The organism is Streptomyces lydicamycinicus, from assembly GCF_000829715.2.
Taxonomy (GTDB): domain Bacteria; phylum Actinomycetota; class Actinomycetes; order Streptomycetales; family Streptomycetaceae; genus Streptomyces; species Streptomyces lydicamycinicus.
Map to the genome: position 1 here is coordinate 956,336 of NZ_BBNO01000004.1, position 15,789 is coordinate 972,124.

Sequence of the window (15,789 nt, forward strand, 5' to 3'; positions counted from 1 at the left end):
CCAAGAGTGGCCCGCCCCGCCCCCTACTCCCCGCCGTACTTGTCCGTCTCCGCATGCGGGTCCAACGACAGCCGGTAGCCCCGCTTGACGACCGTCTGGATCAGCTTGGGGGCACCCAGTGCCACCCGCAGCCGGGCCATCGCGGTCTCCACCGCATGCTCGTCCCGGCCCGCGCCCGGCAGCGCCCGCAGCAGGTCGGCACGGGAGACCACCCAGCCGGGACGGCGGGCCAGCGCGCGCAGCAGCCCCATACCGGCCGGCGGCACCGGCCGCAGTACACCGTCCAGCACCACGGCGTGCCCCCGGATCTCCAGCCGCCGCCCGGCCACCGGCAACGGCCGTACCCGGCCCGGCAGTTCCCGGCACAGCAGCTGCACCAGCGGCCCCAGCCGGAAGCGCTCCGGCTGGAGGGTGGGCACGTCCTCCGCCTCCAGCGGCAGCGCGGTCACCGGCCCCACGCACACCGTCAGCACGTCGTGCCGCAGCGCCGCCAGCACCTCCTCGCGGATACCGCGCTCCCCGGCCCGGCGCAGCAGCGACGCGGCGGCCGGCGCACTGGTGAAGGTCACCGCGTCCAGCCCGCGCCCGGTCACCGCGTCCAGCAGCCGGTCGACCGGCCCGATGTCCTCCGGCGGCATCCAGCGGTACACCGGGACGCCGACGACCTCGGCGCCGTCCGCCCGCAGCGCCTCCACGAACCCCGGCAGCGGCTCCCCGTGCAGCTGGAGGGCCACCCGGCGCCCGGCGACACCCTCCGCCAGCAGCCGGTCCAGCACCTCGGCCATCGACTCGGAGGCCGGTGACCACTTCTCGGTCAGCCCGGCGGCCCGGATGGCGCCCCGCACCTTGGGCCCGCGCGCCAGCAGTTCCACCCCGGCCAGCCGGTCCAGCAGCGCCTCGCCCAGGCCCCAGCCCTCCGCGGCCTCGATCCAGCCCCGGAAACCGATCGCCGTGGTGGCCACGACGATGTCCGGTGCGTGCTCGATCAGATCCCGGGTCACCGCCAGCAGCTCGGTGTCATCGGGCAGCGGGACGATCCGCAGGGCGGGCGCGTGCAGCACCTGTGCGCCGCGGCGTTCCAGCAGCGCGCCCAGCTCCTCCGCCCGCCGGGCCGCGGTCACCCCGACGGTGAACCCCTCCAGCGGCCGGACGGCCGGTTCGGTACCCGATTCCGGCGCCGTCCGCACCGGCTCGCCGTGCTCCTGCTGCTGCTCGTACATGGTCGTCCCGCTCCGCCAGAGAGGTGTGGTGCCTCGTGCTTCCCGTCCCGCCGCGGCTCGGGCGGCACGGAGTGCCAAGACGCCAGCGTGCCAACAGCACGTGACAGTCCCGGTCCTCCCATATTTCCCCGCGGTTACGACGCTCCGCACGCCCGGCCCGTACGACCGGGCGGATACGGGGCGGGCGCGAGGGAGGGCGCGGGGCGGGCGCGACGCCCTCCGGAGACCGCCGCGCCCGCCCCTCCCCCTCCGCTCACACCTCCGCGTACACCGCGGGCCGCCCCTCGTCCGCCGGTGCCGCCTCCGCCGCGCCCGCCGTCCGCGCCATCCGCCGCGCACGGGCCGCCGGGCGCAGGTATACGGTCCAGGTCACCGCGCCGCACACCACATAGCAGCCGAGGAACGACACAAAGGCCGGGGTGCCCGACCCCGCCACCAGGAACGACTGGCGAAAGGCGAGGTTGATGGCCAGCCCGCCGAGCGCACCCACCGCCCCGATCAGCCCCATCGCCGCCCCGGACAGCCGCCGCCCGTACGCCGCGGCCTCCTCCCCCACCAGCCCGCGCCGCAGCGCCTGGGCCTGGAAGATCCCCGGGATCATCTTGTACGTGGAGCCGTTGCCGAGCCCCGTCAGCACGAACAGCGCGATGAACCCGACGAGAAACACGGCCAGCGACCGCACCGTCGACGCGTAGATCACGACCCCGGTGGCCAGGCCCATCGCCGCGAAGTTCCCCAAAGTGATCCGGGCGCCGCCGAACCGGTCCGCCAGCCGCCCGCCGACCGGCCGGATCAGCGACCCCAGCAGCGGCCCGATGAAGGTCAGCGACGCCGCCTGGAGGGGCGTACGCGCGAACTGGTTCTGGAGCACCAGGCCGAAGGCGAAGCTGTAGCCGATGAACGACCCGAAGGTGCCGAGGTACAGCAGCGACATCACCCAGGTGTGCGGCTCCCGGGCGGCGTCGAGGGCCGCCCCGGTGTCGTTCGTCACCGGCGCGAGGTTGTCCATGAACAGCGCCGCGCACACTGCCGCGATCACGATCAGCGGCACATAAACGGCCAGCACGATCCGCGGATGTGCGGCCCCCGCGGTGCCGATCACCAGCAGCCCCAGCAGCTGGATCACCGGCACCCCGATGTTCCCGCCCCCGGCGTTCATCCCCAGCGCCCACCCCTTCTTCCGCAGCGGATAAAAGGAGTTGATGTTGGTCATCGACGAGGCGAAGTTCCCGCCGCCGACCCCCGCCAGCGCCGCGACCAGCAGAAACGTCGTATACGAGGTGCCCGGCTCCAGCACCACCGCCGCCACCGAGGTCGGCACCAGCAGCAACGCGGCGCTGATCACCGTCCAGTTGCGCCCCCCGAACCGCGCCACCGCGAAGGTGTACGGCACCCGCAGCACCCCGCCCACCACCGTCGGCATCGCCACCAGGAAGAACTTCTCGGCCGGCGCGATCCCGTACTCGGGCCCCATGAACAGCACCATCACCGACCACAGGCTCCAGATCGAGAACCCGATGTGCTCGGAGAGCACCGAGAACACCAGATTCCGCCGTGCGATCCGCTCCCCCGTCTCCCGCCAGAAGCCCTCGTCCTCCGGGTCCCAGCGCTCGATCCAGCGGCCACCCCTCCTCCGCCGAACCTCGCCATGACTTCCGTCAGGGCTCTCGTTACGGGTCTCTGCTGCCGCGGCCGTCATCGCGCCTCCCAGGGGTCGGGTCCTGCACACCGACGCTAGGGAGGGCGGGTTTCCGTGCCGTGCCGCCCGGTGACACGTACGAAACCTTGCGCTCACCGGGTGTGGCGGGGGCGGGTGAGGCCGCGCGGCCGCTCATGCGGGGGCGATCCGCGCATTCCCCGGCGACGGTCGCGCTGCGTAACTATGCTGCCGCGCCATGCGGACCCGTACTCCTGGTGAGTACGGGCGCACACACGGTCACAGATGCCCGGCCAGGGGGAGTGGAAGGCCATGCAGACGCGAAAGAAGCCGAAGAACCGGCACTCCGCAGCCATGGAAGTCATCGGCGCACAACTGGCGATGTTCCGCGTCAAGGCCGGACTCACCCAGCGCGCCCTCGGGGAACGGACCTCCGTCGCCGAGGAGACCATCGCCTCCATCGAGCAGGGCAGGCGGGCCCTCATGCCGCATCTGGCGCGGGAGCTCGATCAGCTCCTGGGCACGGGCGGGGCGTTGGCAACGGGGGTGGAGAACCTGCCGCCGAAGGAGAAGTATCCGATCTGGGCGGAGGAGTTCATCGCGTATGAGAAGCAGGCCATCGCGCTCAGTGGCTACGAACACGGGGTCCTGCCCGGCCTGCTCCAGACCGAGGGCTACGCCCGTGCCACCTTCCGCAGCAACATCCCGTACCTCGATGAGGAGACGGTCGAACGGCGGGTCACAGCCCGGCTGGAACGCCACCAGATCCTGCACAAGGCCAATCCTGTCATCGCCAGCTTCGTCTTCTCCGAGGCTCTCGTGACGAGCAATCTCGGCGGGCGGGAGGTCATGCGGGCCCAGATTTCCCACCTGCGCACCTGCGCCGAACTCGACGGGGTCTCGATGCAGATCCTGCCGCTGAGCCGCGAGCATCACGCCGGTCTCGCCGGTCCATTCGTGGTGCTGGAAACCCCCGATCATCAACACCTGGCGTACACCGAGGCGCAGCGCAGCAGCGTGCTGATTTCGGACGCGGAGGAGGTCAGCATCCTCGCTCAGAAGTATGGAATGCTGCGAATGCAGGCCCTCGACGCCGAAGAGACCATGGGTCTGCTGGACCGGCTGCTAGGAGAGCGATGACCCACCTGACATGGTTCAAATCGAGCTACAGCGGCGATGAGGGCGGCAACTGCCTCGAAGTGGCCTATGAATGGCGCAAGTCCAGCTACAGCAGCGACGAGGGCGGCAACTGCCTGGAAGTCGCCTACGACTGGCACAAGTCCACCCACAGCGGCGACGAAGGCGGCGCCTGCGTAGAGGTCGCCGCCCACCCCGCCACCATCCACGTCCGCGACTCCAAGAACCCCGAGGGCCCGCACCTCGACTTCGCACCGGGCGCCTGGGCCGCGTTCACCTCGTTCGCGGCACGTACCGCCACCGCCACAACGGCCCCGTAAACAGCCCTACTCGGCCGCTTCCCGGGGCGCGCTCATCCAGATCGTGTCGGCGCAGATGTTCATCCGCAGCCGCTTGCCCTTCTCGTCGCGGGCCACGACCGCCCGGCCCCCCGCCTTGTCGGACGGCGCGGACACCACGGCGGTGTCATTGGTGACGGCCACGGGCTCGTTCAGCAGCGAGCCCTTGGGGCAGTCCCGGTAGCGCAGACCGGCCGTGACCTTGCCGCCGCGCCGCAGGTCTATCGGCAGGGCCCGGCCGTGCCCCCGGGCGTCGGACTGGGGCCCCTTGCCGAGGTGGACCGCGAAGCCCGGGAAGCCGCGGAACACACAGGGGTCGGTCCCCTTGTTGACGACGGACAGCCGGGCCTCGCGATGCCCGGCGTGCGGCCGCTTCTTGAGGACGGTGACCTTCCAGCCGAGGCCCTTCGTCGTGCAGTTGGCGTGCAGTGCCGCCATCCGCGGGGAGCCGCAGCCGGTCAGGGCCAGGCCCGCCGTGACGGTCAAGGTCAGCGCGGCCGCGGCCGCGCCGAGAAGTGAACGCCGTCGCACGGCCGCTCCTCCTGTTCGTTCCACGGACGATTCCCTGCCGTTAAGGAAAGGTTTTCCCGCCCCTGCGGTTGCCTGTGCGTGGCTATTTTCTGCCGTATGTGGCACAGCGCCGGCCGTCACCCGTCGACGCCCATCGCCCGCGCATCCGCCTCCGGGAGCCACCATGCGGCCCCGGGCGGCGCCAGCCAGGCGTGCCGTCCGCTCAGTTCCCGGGCGGCCGTCCGCAGCGCGTCCAGTCCCGGATGCCGCAGCCCGCGCCGCCACACCATCGACACCGGCGAGAGCGGTACGGGGTCGACGAGCGGCCGCAGCACCATCCCCGGCACCTCCATGAACTCCACGCTCGCCAGCACCGACCACCCCCGCTTGCGCACCACCCGGACGAACTCCTGCGAGCCCTCGATCTCCGGGAACGGCTCGGCCGTCGCGATCCCGCGCCCGGCGAAGAGCCGCTCGGCCAGATCGGTCCACTCCACGGTCCGCGGATTCCCGGCGGCCGCGTAGAGCGTCTCGCCGGCCAGCTCCGCGAGCGGGACGGCGGGGCGGGCGGCCAGCGGATGGTCGTCGCGCAGCAGGACCGCCATCGGCTCCAGCCGGACCGGCTGATGGCCGAGTCCGGCGCGTACGTCGGCGGGCAGCGCCGCGTACCGGCCGAAGGAGACATCGAGCCGCCCGGCCGCGATCTCGGCCGCCGCCCCGGTCAGCCCGCTGTGGAAGCGGGCGACCAGCTCACAGTCGTCCGGCACCCGGCCCCTGGCCGCCTCCAGCACCGCGTGGGCGGTACCGATCGGCACGCTCACATCGACCAGCAGCGGCCGCTCCGGCGCGGAACGGAACGCGGCGGCCAGCTCGTCCTGCGCGGTCAACACCCGCCGCGCGTACGGCAGCAGCCGCTCCCCGTCCGCCGTCAGCGCGACCCGGCGGGTGCTCCGTACGAACAGCGTGGCGCCCAACTCCCGCTCCAGGCGCCGGATATCGCGGCTCAGCGCCTGCTGGGCGACGTACAGCCGGGCGGCGGCCCGGGTGAAGTGCAGCTCCTCGGCGACGGCGGTGAACGCGCGCAGCAGTCGCGGATCGGTGTCGTACGGCATCGGGCCATCCTGGCAGGATCACTTCCCGGCATCCCCCCGCACCCCCTTCACAACCCAGTCGCGTAAATGGGCGCTGACCAGGTGTTGGACGGGCGAGGGCCGCGGCGGCGACCGTAGACGGCATGATCCTCTTCCTCGCCGCCCGGCCCGTGACTGCCCCTCCCGTACGCCCGGCCCCGCGCCGCCGCCGCGCACGCTTCCGTCCGCTCGCCCGCCTCCGCCCGTTCGCGCCCTACCGGCGGATCTTCGCCGTCCCCGGGACCCGCGCCTTCACGGCCGCCAACCTGCTGGCCCGGCTGCCCATGGGGATGCTCAGCATCAGCGCGGTCCTGATGATCGCCGGCTCGCGCGGCTCCTATGCGCTGGCCGGGGCGGTCACCGCGACCGGTCTGGCGGCCACGGCGCTGGCCGGCCCGTGGACCGCCCGGCTAATCGACCGCTACGGCCAGTCCCGTATCGCGGTCCCGGCCACCGCGCTCGCCACCCTCGGCTCGCTCTCCCTCCTCCTCTGCGTCCACTACGGCGCGCCCGACTGGACCCTCTTCGCCTCGTACGCCGCCACCGCGACGACCCCCAACACCGGCGGGATGTCCCGCGCCCGCTGGGCGCACCTCTTCCGCGACGACCCGGCCGCCCGGCACACCGCCAACTCCTTCGAACAGGCCGCGGACGAGCTGTGCTTCCTGCTCGGACCGGTACTCGCCACCCTGCTGTGCACCACCCTCTTCCCGGAGGCGGGCACCGCGGTAGGCGCGGCGCTGCTGCTCACCGGGGTGCTGCTCTTCGCGGCCCAGCGCCGCACCGAACCCCCGGTCGCCCCCCGCACCGCGGGCCACGCCCCCACCCGCTCCCCGCTGCGCCTGCCCGGCCTCCCGCCCCTCCTGCTCACCTTCCTCTGCACCGGCGCGATCTTCGGCTCCCTGGAGGTGGTCACCCTCGCCTACGCCGACGCCCACGGCATCCGCTCCACCGGGGGCGCCCTGCTGGCCCTCCAGGCGGCCGGCTCCGGTGCGGCCGGGCTGCTCTACGGGCTGCTGCGACCGGCAGCCCGTCCCGGCCGCCGCTTCCTGGTCTGCACCGCGGCGATGGCGGCCCTGATGCTGCTCCCGCTGCTGGCCGCGTCCACGGGGAGCCCGGCAGCACTGGCCGTCGCCCTCCTGGCCGCCGGTATGGCCACCGCGCCGACCATGGTCACCGGTATGGGCCTCGTCCAGTCGCGGACGCCGCCGGGGCAGCTGAACGAGGGCATGACCCTCGCCGTGACCGCACTGCTCGGCGGTATCGCGGCCGGCTCGGCGGGCGGCGGCTGGGCCGTCGAGCACCTGGCGGGTCCGGGCGCGGCCTACGGGGTGCCCGCGGCGGCGGCCGCCCTCGCGCTGACGGTCACCCTGCTCACGGCCCGCCGGCGCCCGGACCGCCCGTGAAACGACTCAGGCCCCGCTGTCCTCACGGACAGACGGGGCCTGGGCCTACATGGGATGACGGGGTCCGGGGGGCATACCCCCCGGCTCTCCGTGTGGTGGAGATGGCGGGAATCGAACCCGCGTCCAACGGTGCGGAATCAGGGCTTCTCCGAGTGCAGTTCGCTGCGATTTTCTCGGCCCCGGAGATCACGCGAACAAGTCTCCGACGGGCTCAGTCACTGTTTAATTTCCTTCTGCACCCCGTGACCGGGTCCAGAAGTTTAGTTCCCTAGCTGATGCCAGGATCCGGGTCGGGAACATCCCCGGGCTGACACTTCGCAAGTCGCTACTTAGGCAGCGAGGGCGAAGGAATCGCGCTTGGTGTTGGCGATTATTGGTTGCGACATATGGTTAACGAGATCATTGCCGCTTCCTCGACTCGCTTCCCCTGCTTCGACATCCGCTGTCGAAACCGATCATCCCCATGTTGATTTATCAAGGTGGTGCCTGCGCCCCTCGTGGGGTGCGCAGCCATCGTACGGGAACAACGCCCGCCGTTGCCAGCGTATTCCCGGGAGCCCGGCCGGACCGGGCCCCATCGGGGCAGATCAGGCCCGCTGCCGCCGCCGGGCCGCCGAGATCGCCCGGTCGGTCTCACGGCGGTCCTGCTGCTCGCGGAGCGTCTGCCGCTTGTCGTACTCCTTCTTGCCCTTGGCCAGCGCGATCTCGACCTTGGCCCGGCCGTCCTTGAAATAGAGGGCGAGCGGCACGATCGTGTGGCCCGACTCCTGGCTCTTGGACTCCAGCTTGTCGATCTCGGCGCGGTGCATCAGCAGCTTCCGCTTGCGCCGCGCACTGTGGTTCGTCCAGGTCCCCTGGGCGTATTCCGGAATATGTACGTTGTGCAGCCAGGCCTCGTCGTTGTCGATCTGGACGAAACCGTCCACCAGCGACGCCCGGCCCTGCCGCAGTGACTTCACCTCGGTGCCGGTCAGCACCAGACCACACTCATAGGTGTCCAGAATGTGGTAGTCGTGCCGCGCCTTCTTGTGCTGCGCCACGAGCTTGCGCCCCGGGTCTTTGCCCTTGCCCTTGTCCTTAGCCATAGTGCGGCCATTTTCGCACTAAGACCCGCCCCCGAGGCCACTCAATACCGTGCGGGCCCGTTTCTCGGCTCCACTGCCCACGACGAGGTCGGGCGTGAGGCCGGAGTCGTCGACGGTCCGGCCGGACGGGGTGCGGTAGTGGCCGACGGTGAGCTCGGCGACCGAGCCGTCCGGGAGCTCACTGGGCATCTGCACCGCGCCCTTGCCGAAGGTCGGGGAGCCGACCAGCACCGCCCGGCCGCGGTCCTGGAGGGCGCCGGCCAGCAGCTCGGCGGCGCTCATCGTGCCCCCGTCGACGAGGACGACCAGCGGAACGTGCGTGTTCCCGCCGCGCTTCGCATACAGAACACGCTGATCGCCGCGGACGTCGTAGGTCGCGACCAGGCCGCCGTCCAGGAAGGCGGAGGCGGTGGCGACGGCCTCGGTGACCAGGCCGCCGGTGTTGCCCCGCAGGTCGAGCAGCATGCCGTCGTCCGGGGACGCCCGGCGCACCGCGCGGCGGACCGCGTCGCCGGTGTCCTTGGTGAACGCGGCGATCTTGACGCGGGTCGGGCCCTGGCCACCGGCCGGCCGGTCGACGACGACATTGCGGGTTCGGAGCCGGGTGCGGTGCAGGGTCTCGGTCCAGCGGCGGTCGCCGCGCTGGAGGTCCAGCGTCACCGGGCTGCCGGCCACGGCGGGCCCCTGGGCGCCCCCGGAGGCGGCACCGCGCAGCCGGGCGACGACCTCGGTGACCGGGGCATGCCGCGTGGTGTGGCCGTCGACGGCGCGCAGCCGGTCGCCCACCGCGATACCGGCCCGTGCGGCGGGACTGCCCGGCTGGACCCGGGACACCGCGATCCGGCCGCCGTCCGCCGGCCGCACCCAGAGCCCGACGCCGACATAGCCGCCGCCCAACTGCTCCTGGAAATCCTCGTACTCGCCCGGGGTGTAGATCGTCGACCAGCGGTCGCCGCTGCGGCTGACGACCTCGGCGGCGGCCTGCGCACCGGACTTGCCGTCCTCGACGGCTTCGGAAGCGGCCCGCTCGACGGCGGCGCGGTCCGCGAGGGCGGACTTGCGGGCGTGCTCTCCTGAGGTCATCCGGTCCGGGGCGGTGCGCCCCGCGGCGCCCTCCGCCGCATCGCTCCAGGTCCCCGTCACCACACCGGTGGCGAGCACGCTCGCGAGGAACAACGTCAGGGCCGCCCCGCGGCGAATGCGGCGGGGCCGGTCGTACGAACACGGGCCCGACATGCCGGTGAGTCTAGGGGACAAAAGGGCGCCGTACGGCAAGTTGCCGTACGGCGCCCCTTGGCAAAGCTCACACCTTGAGGTACTTGCGCAACGCGAAGAACGCGGCGAGCGCAGGCATCAGCAGCCCGATCAGAAGGACCAGCGGGAGGACCGTCACCACCGAGTCCCAGCCGATGAAGTTGATCACCTGGATCTTCTTCGCCAGCCAGTTGTTGACGAGGATGTACTTGCCGCCGACGATCAGCACGCAGGCGAAGGCGGCGCCGAGCAGGCCCGCGATGGCCGCCTCCAGGATGAACGGCATCTGGATGTAGAAGCTGGACGCTCCCACCAGCCGCATGATCCCGGTCTCCCGCCGCCTGCTGAACGCCGACACCCGCACGGTGTTGACGATCAGCATCAGCGCAACGACCAGCATCAGCCCCATCACGACCAGCGCGGCGATATTCATGCCGTTGAGGAGGTTGAACAGCGGCTCAACGGTGTCCCGTTGGTCCTGCACCTCCATGACGCCGGGCCGCTCGGAGAACGCCGACTTGATGACCGTGAACTTGGTGGGGTCCTTGAGCTTGACGCGGTAGGACTCCGGAAGCTGGTCGGGCGTCACCAGACCGGCGACGGGGGTGTCCCCGAACTGCTCCTTGTAGTGCTTGTACGCCTGGTCGCTGGACTCGTACTTCACTTCCTGCACGATCGGCAACCGGTCGAGCTCGGCCTTGATGTCGTTCTTCTGCTGCTGGGTGGCCGCACCCTTGGCGCAGTTGGCACCGCTGTCGGCGTCGTTCTTGTTGCAGAAGAAGATGGAGACGTTGACCTTGTCGTACCAGTAGCCCTTCATGGTGCTGACCTGGTCGCGCATCAGCAGCGAGGCGCCGAACAGACCGAGCGAAAGGGCTACGGAGACGATGACGGCGAACGTCATCGTGAGGTTTCGGCGGAGACCGACGCCGATCTCCGACAGGACGAACTGGGCGCGCATGGCGTCCTTTCAGTGCTGGGGGCCGTACACGCTTAGTGCTGGTAGCCGTACACGCCGCGCGACTGGTCGCGTACGAGCCGGCCCTTCTCGAGTTCCATGACCCGCTTGCGCATCTGGTCGACGATCTGCTGGTCGTGGGTGGCCATGACCACCGTCGTACCGGTCCGGTTGATCCGGTCCAGCAGCTTCATGATGCCGACCGAGGTCTGCGGGTCGAGATTGCCGGTGGGCTCGTCCGCGATGAGCAGCATCGGGCGGTTGACGAACGCCCGCGCGATGGCGACGCGCTGCTGCTCACCACCGGAGAGCTCACCCGGCATACGGTCCTCTTTGCCGCCGAGGCCGACGAGTTCGAGGACCTCGGGAACCGTCTTGCGGATCTGGCCGCGCGGCTTGCCGATGACCTCCAGGGCGAAGGCGACGTTCTCCCCCACGGTCTTGTTGGGGAGCAGCCGGAAGTCCTGGAAGACCGTCCCCACCTGGCGCCGCATCTGCGGAACCTTCCAGTTGGAGAGCTTGCCGAGGTCCTTGCCCAGAACGTGCACGTGGCCATGGCTGGCCCGCTCCTCCCGCAGCAGCAGCCGCAGGAAGGTGGACTTGCCGGAGCCCGAGGAGCCCACCAGGAAGACGAACTCGCCGCGCTCGATTTCGAGCGAGACGTCCCTGAGTGCAGGGCGGTTCTGCTTCGGGTAGGTCTTGGAGACGTTGTCGAATCGGATCACTGATGCACCACGGTCGACCTGGATAGGGGCACGGGTTGCCGAGTTGCGGCTCCCGTCGGTGTGCGTGACCATACGCGAACCTCGCAGGACGGCGCAGTCGCCGTAGGCGGTTGGTGCGTTTATTCACGGCACCTACGGGACAAAAGGCGCACAATCCCGTGGGCCGCGCCGTTCCGGCGACGAGCTGGCACAGTGGAGGAGGGAACCAATGCGCCTTCCGGCGCGTTGGTGCAGTGGAGAAGGAGGTCGCATGACGTACGACCGACTGGTGTGCGCCAATTGCGCGGCCCCTGTGAGCGAGGGCCGCTGCCCCGTGTGCCGGGCCAGCAGGGAACGGCTTCAGCAGCAAGCGGGCGGTCTGTTCGCCCAGCTCAGCCCCGCGATGCTGGTGGCGCTGATGATCCTGCTGATCGCGGTGGGCCTACTGCTCCACCAGGCCGTCTGAGACCGATCACAGGCTTCCTCGGCGGACGCGGGAGCGCGGACGCCGAGGGGCCCGGGACGCGATCGCGTCCCGGGCCCCTCCAGCTGTGACGTGCGGGCGATCAGGCCGCCGCGGCGCCGCCGCCGTTCTTGTTGATCAGGCGGGGCAGCATACGGAAGCCCACACCGCCCGCGATCATCGTGGCCGCACCGATGAGCAGGACGGTGGTGCCGGAGGAACCGGTCTCCGCCAGCTCGCCGCCCTTGGCCTGCTGCTTGGCCTGGCCGGGGGTGTCAGCGATCTGCTCCTTGCCCTGGCCGGGCTGCTCGATCGGCTTGGAGCCCTCGTTGTCCGGGCCGGTGCCGTCGGTGTCACCGATGGAGGCACCACCGTCGCTGTTGCCGCCGGTGGTCCCGTTACCGCCAGTGGTCTCATTGCCGCCGGTGGTCTCGTTGCCACCCGTGGTCTCGTTACCGCCAGTGGTCTCGTTACCGCCGGTGGTCTCGTTGCCACCCGTGGTCTCGTTACCGCCAGTGGTCTCGTTGCCACCGGTGGTCTCATTGCCGCCGGTGGTCTCGTTGCCACCAGTGGTCTCGTTGCCGCCGGCGTCCTCGCCACCGATACCGCCGGTGTCCTCACCGCCGATACCGCCGGTGTCCTCACCGCCGATCTCGCCGCCGGTGCTGTCGTCGCCGCCGACCTGGCCGGCGGTCTCGCCGCCGTCGGTGCTGCCGGTGGTCTCGCCACCGCCGTCGCCGCCGCCGATGATCCCGCCGATGATGCCGCCGATGATCCCGCTGTCCTGGCCCGGGGTCTCACCCGGGCTGGCCGCGGAAGCCGCGCCGGCCGCGGTGAGCGACGCACCGGCCGCGATCACCGCACCGGCCGCAATGCGCGCTACGCGCAGCCGCGTCTTCTTCGTCATGTACTGCTACCCCCAGTAGCTGAACTCGTCATTGGAGCACCGCTGTACGGGGCGACGAGCCGATGCCGGGGTACGCGAGTTTCAGCTCCGCGCCGTGGGGCGATCCGCCCCCATCCCCGTTACTGCACGCGCCCCAGACATACGCATGCCGCGCTCAGCCTTCCCAGTTCCTTGACTATCGTCAAGGTCGATTAAAGGCCGGATGCCCGAAATACCAAGTGTTGGGCGGTACCTGGACATACGACTGTGACCAAACCCCCACAGCAAAAACAACTACCTCCCCGAGGGAGGCAGTTGTTTCACCTTCAGACGGGGTGCCCCGCTACTTCTCCTGCTGCTTGCGCCAGCGGATTCCGGCCTCCAGGAAGCCGTCGATGTCGCCGTCCAGCACACCGGTGGGGTTGCCGACCTCGAACTCGGTCCGCAGGTCCTTGACCATCTGGTACGGGTGCAGGACGTACGAACGCATCTGGTTGCCCCAGGAATTGCCGCCGTCGCCCTTGAGCGCGTCCATCTTGGCCTGCTCCTCCTGGCGGCGGCGCTCAAGGAGCTTGGCCTGGAGGACGTTCATCGCGGTCGCCTTGTTCTGGATCTGCGAGCGCTCGTTCTGACAGGAGACGACGATGCCGGTGGGGATGTGCGTCAGCCGGACCGCGGAGTCGGTGGTGTTGACGCCCTGGCCGCCGGGGCCGGACGAACGGTAGACGTCCACCCGCAGCTCGGACTCGTCGATGTCGATGTGGTCGGTCTGCTCGACCACGGGCAGCACCTCGACACCGGCGAACGACGTCTGGCGGCGGCCCTGGTTGTCGAACGGCGAGATACGCACCAGGCGGTGCGTGCCCTGCTCGACGGAGAGCGTGCCGTAGGCGTACGGCACCTGGACGGCGAAGGTGGTCGACTTGATGCCGGCCTCTTCCGCGTACGAGGTCTCGTAGAGCTCGGTCTTGTAGCCGTGCCGCTCGGCCCAGCGCAGATACATCCGCTGGAGCTTCTCGGCGAAGTCCGCGGCGTCGACACCACCGGCCTCGGCGCGGATGTTGACGACCGCCTCACGGGAGTCGTACTCGCCGGACAGGAGGGTGCGGACCTCCAGCTCGTCGACCGCCTTGCGGACGGCGGTCAGCTCGTCCTCGGCCTCGGCCCGGGCGTCCTCGTCGCCCTCGGCCTCGGCGAGCTCGAAGAGCACCTCGAGGTCGTCGACCCGGCCGCGCAGGTCCTCGGCCTTGCGCAGCTGGCCCTGGAGGTAGGACAGCCGGCTGGTGATCTTCTGTGCGTTCTCCGGGTCGTCCCACAGGGACGGCGCCGCGGCCTGCTCCTCGAGCACGGCGACATCGGCCCTCATCTTGTCGAGGTCCAGGACGGCCTCGATCGACCCCATGGTCGAGGAGAGGGACTTCAGCTCTTCGGATACATCGACGACTGCCACGCACCCAGCCTAACGGCTGCCACCGTCAGCGTGACCCGGCCCCGGCAGGCCGGTCCCGCCGACACCGGACCCGCGAGGGCCCGGACGCCGGTCACCGCCGGGCCCGGGCGCGGTCGCCGCGGGCCCGTGGGGCGTCACGGAGTGTCGGGTTCCGACTGGTGGACGCCCGGTGTGGCGTCGTCCGGCTCGTCGTCGCCCGAGGCCAGCCAGCCGCCCAGACCGGCCGCCACGAGCGCCGCGGCCGTGGCCGCGCCCAGCCTGATCCGGCGGCGGCGCACCGCCTCCGGCGCCGCACGGTGCCGGGCCGAGCCCGCCCGGCGCTCACCGGCGGCGCGCGGGGCCCGGGCGGTGCCGTGCGCGCCGCCCGCCAGCTCGTCCGGGCCGGGGACCCGCATGCTGGTGTGCGTCTCCCGGTTGGAGTCGGGGACCGCGCCCTGGACCAACGGGACCGCGCCGCGCGGCGGGGTGGCCTCGGCCGGTGCCGCCGACGGGTAGTACGCCTCCTCGCGGGCGCCGGCGCCCTCCTGCTCGCTCTCCGCCTCGTCGTCGTCCGGCTCGTCGATGTCCAGCGGCGGCAGGCCCGCCAGGCCGGGCAGCAGCTCACGCAGCCGGGCGGCGAGCTCCGGGGCGCGCAGCCGGGACGCCGGCGCCTTGGCCAGGCACTGGAGCAGCAGCTGCCACAGCTCGTCGGGGATACCGGGCAGCGGCGCCACGCTCTCGGTCACATGGCGGCGCAGCACCGCCCCGGGGTGGCCGCCCCCGAAGGGCGTGAATCCGGCGAGCAGCTCGTACAGGACGGTCGCCAGCGCGTAGACGTCCACGGAGGCGCGCGGCGGCAGGCCCTCGATGATCTCCGGGGCGAGGTAGTCGGGGGTGCCGATGACCTTGGTCGCCCTGGTCCGGCGCGGGGAGTCGACGAGCCGGGCGATACCGAAGTCGGTGAGCAGCGCGGGGTGCGCGCCACCGGGGCCCAGCGGGCCCTGCATGTTCAGCAGGACGTTCTCGGGCTTGACGTCGCGGTGCACGATCCGGGCCGCGTGCGCCGCGGCCAGCCCGTCGGCCACATCGGCGGCGATCGCGACGGCGGCCTCCGGGGCCAGCCGGCGTTCGCGCTCCAGACGGGTCCGCAGATCGGTGCCCCGTACGAGCTCCATGACCAGCGCCAGGTCATTGCCGTCGACGACGAGATCGCGGACACCGACGACATGGGGATGGTCCAGACCCAGCAGCGCCGCCCGCTCCTGTACGAAGCGGCCGACGAGCTCCTGGTCGGACGCGAGCTCCTCACGCAACAGCTTGATGGCCACGGCCCCTTCGGGACCCTCGCCCAGCCATACCGTGCCGGCACTGCCCCGCCCCAGGATCTGGTGGGCGGTGTACCGGCTGCCGATCTTCCGTGCCAAGACTGCTCCGACGTGTCGGGCCCCCGAGCGTCCTGCGGGGGCTGAGGTTGGCGTCAAAGCTACGCGGGTGCCAGGGGGTTCAATGCCCCGGACGGTGGCAACCTTCACTTCTGTGAGCGAAATTCTCCGCCGGAAGTCGACAAATCCACTGGGTGGGTCGTACGGCGCGTCCGCGGACCGCCCACGAC

General features: G+C 71.1%; 15 protein-coding genes and 1 other RNA gene. 4 read left to right on the forward strand and 12 right to left on the reverse strand.

Translation table 11 applies throughout. From position 1 onward, the window contains the following. Positions 1–23 precede the first annotated feature (23 nt). Positions 24–1,220: a uroporphyrinogen-III synthase gene (locus TU31_RS17350; RefSeq protein ID WP_042155268.1), complete on the reverse strand. Its 1,197-nt coding sequence runs from the start codon at positions 1,218–1,220 to the stop codon at positions 24–26. 253 nt (positions 1,221–1,473) lie between these two features. Next, the gene (locus TU31_RS17355) at positions 1,474–2,919 is read right to left on the reverse strand and encodes a nitrate/nitrite transporter (RefSeq protein WP_245698570.1); all 1,446 of its coding nucleotides are present in this window, start codon (positions 2,917–2,919) and stop codon (positions 1,474–1,476) included. Positions 2,920–3,189: 270 nt separating this feature from the next. Between TU31_RS17355 and TU31_RS17360 the strand changes: the two genes are divergently transcribed. Then, the gene (locus tag TU31_RS17360) at positions 3,190–4,017 is read left to right on the forward strand and encodes a helix-turn-helix domain-containing protein (protein WP_245698571.1); all 828 of its coding nucleotides are present in this window, start codon (positions 3,190–3,192) and stop codon (positions 4,015–4,017) included. After that, on the forward strand, positions 4,014–4,334 hold the full coding sequence (locus TU31_RS17365; protein ID WP_042155269.1) for a DUF397 domain-containing protein: 321 nt from the start codon (positions 4,014–4,016) through the stop codon (positions 4,332–4,334). The genes TU31_RS17360 and TU31_RS17365 overlap by 4 nt, the downstream gene beginning before the upstream one ends. Before the next feature lie 6 nt (positions 4,335–4,340). On the opposite strand, the gene TU31_RS17370 is transcribed toward TU31_RS17365, so the two are convergent. Further along, positions 4,341–4,883, reverse strand: coding sequence for a DUF4232 domain-containing protein (locus TU31_RS17370; protein ID WP_052718972.1), 543 nt, complete (start codon positions 4,881–4,883; stop codon positions 4,341–4,343). Between the two features lie 116 nt (positions 4,884–4,999). Continuing rightward, positions 5,000–5,974 (reverse strand): LysR family transcriptional regulator, encoded by a 975-nt coding sequence (locus tag TU31_RS17375; RefSeq protein ID WP_042155271.1) that lies wholly within the window; start codon positions 5,972–5,974, stop codon positions 5,000–5,002. Between the two features lie 122 nt (positions 5,975–6,096). Between TU31_RS17375 and TU31_RS17380 the strand changes: the two genes are divergently transcribed. After that, positions 6,097–7,398, forward strand: a complete 1,302-nt coding sequence (locus TU31_RS17380; RefSeq protein WP_042155273.1) for an MFS transporter — start codon at positions 6,097–6,099, stop codon at positions 7,396–7,398. A gap of 93 nt (positions 7,399–7,491) precedes the next feature. Here the strand turns inward: TU31_RS17380 and ssrA are convergent. The 5 genes from ssrA to ftsE all read right to left on the reverse strand — a co-directional run bounded on the left by ssrA (position 7,492) and on the right by ftsE (position 11,420). After that, positions 7,492–7,861: a transfer-messenger RNA gene (ssrA, locus tag TU31_RS36220) on the reverse strand. Between the two features lie 124 nt (positions 7,862–7,985). Beyond that, complete coding sequence (smpB, locus tag TU31_RS17385) at positions 7,986–8,483, reverse strand: SsrA-binding protein SmpB (protein ID WP_042155275.1); 498 nt, start codon at positions 8,481–8,483, stop codon at positions 7,986–7,988. 18 nt (positions 8,484–8,501) lie between these two features. Continuing rightward, on the reverse strand, positions 8,502–9,719 hold the full coding sequence (locus TU31_RS17390) for a S41 family peptidase (RefSeq protein ID WP_042155277.1): 1,218 nt from the start codon (positions 9,717–9,719) through the stop codon (positions 8,502–8,504). A gap of 67 nt (positions 9,720–9,786) precedes the next feature. Next, on the reverse strand, positions 9,787–10,698 hold the full coding sequence (ftsX, locus tag TU31_RS17395) for a permease-like cell division protein FtsX (protein ID WP_042155279.1): 912 nt from the start codon (positions 10,696–10,698) through the stop codon (positions 9,787–9,789). Positions 10,699–10,730: 32 nt separating this feature from the next. Then, complete coding sequence (ftsE, locus tag TU31_RS17400) at positions 10,731–11,420, reverse strand: cell division ATP-binding protein FtsE (RefSeq protein ID WP_018091242.1); 690 nt, start codon at positions 11,418–11,420, stop codon at positions 10,731–10,733. Between the two features lie 250 nt (positions 11,421–11,670). Between ftsE and TU31_RS17405 the strand changes: the two genes are divergently transcribed. Continuing rightward, positions 11,671–11,865, forward strand: coding sequence for a hypothetical protein (locus TU31_RS17405; protein WP_042155281.1), 195 nt, complete (start codon positions 11,671–11,673; stop codon positions 11,863–11,865). 100 nt (positions 11,866–11,965) lie between these two features. On the opposite strand, the gene TU31_RS17410 is transcribed toward TU31_RS17405, so the two are convergent. From TU31_RS17410 to TU31_RS17420, 3 genes are all read right to left on the reverse strand, one after another. Continuing rightward, positions 11,966–12,769: a hypothetical protein gene (locus TU31_RS17410; RefSeq protein ID WP_042155283.1), complete on the reverse strand. Its 804-nt coding sequence runs from the start codon at positions 12,767–12,769 to the stop codon at positions 11,966–11,968. A 322-nt stretch (positions 12,770–13,091) separates the two neighbouring features. Further along, the gene (gene prfB / locus TU31_RS17415; protein ID WP_042155285.1) at positions 13,092–14,198 is read right to left on the reverse strand and encodes a peptide chain release factor 2; all 1,107 of its coding nucleotides are present in this window, start codon (positions 14,196–14,198) and stop codon (positions 13,092–13,094) included. Positions 14,199–14,332: 134 nt separating this feature from the next. Continuing rightward, a complete protein-coding gene (locus TU31_RS17420; protein WP_042155287.1) occupies positions 14,333–15,601 on the reverse strand; it encodes a serine/threonine-protein kinase in 1,269 nt (422 codons plus the stop codon). Positions 15,602–15,789: the final 188 nt, after the last annotated feature.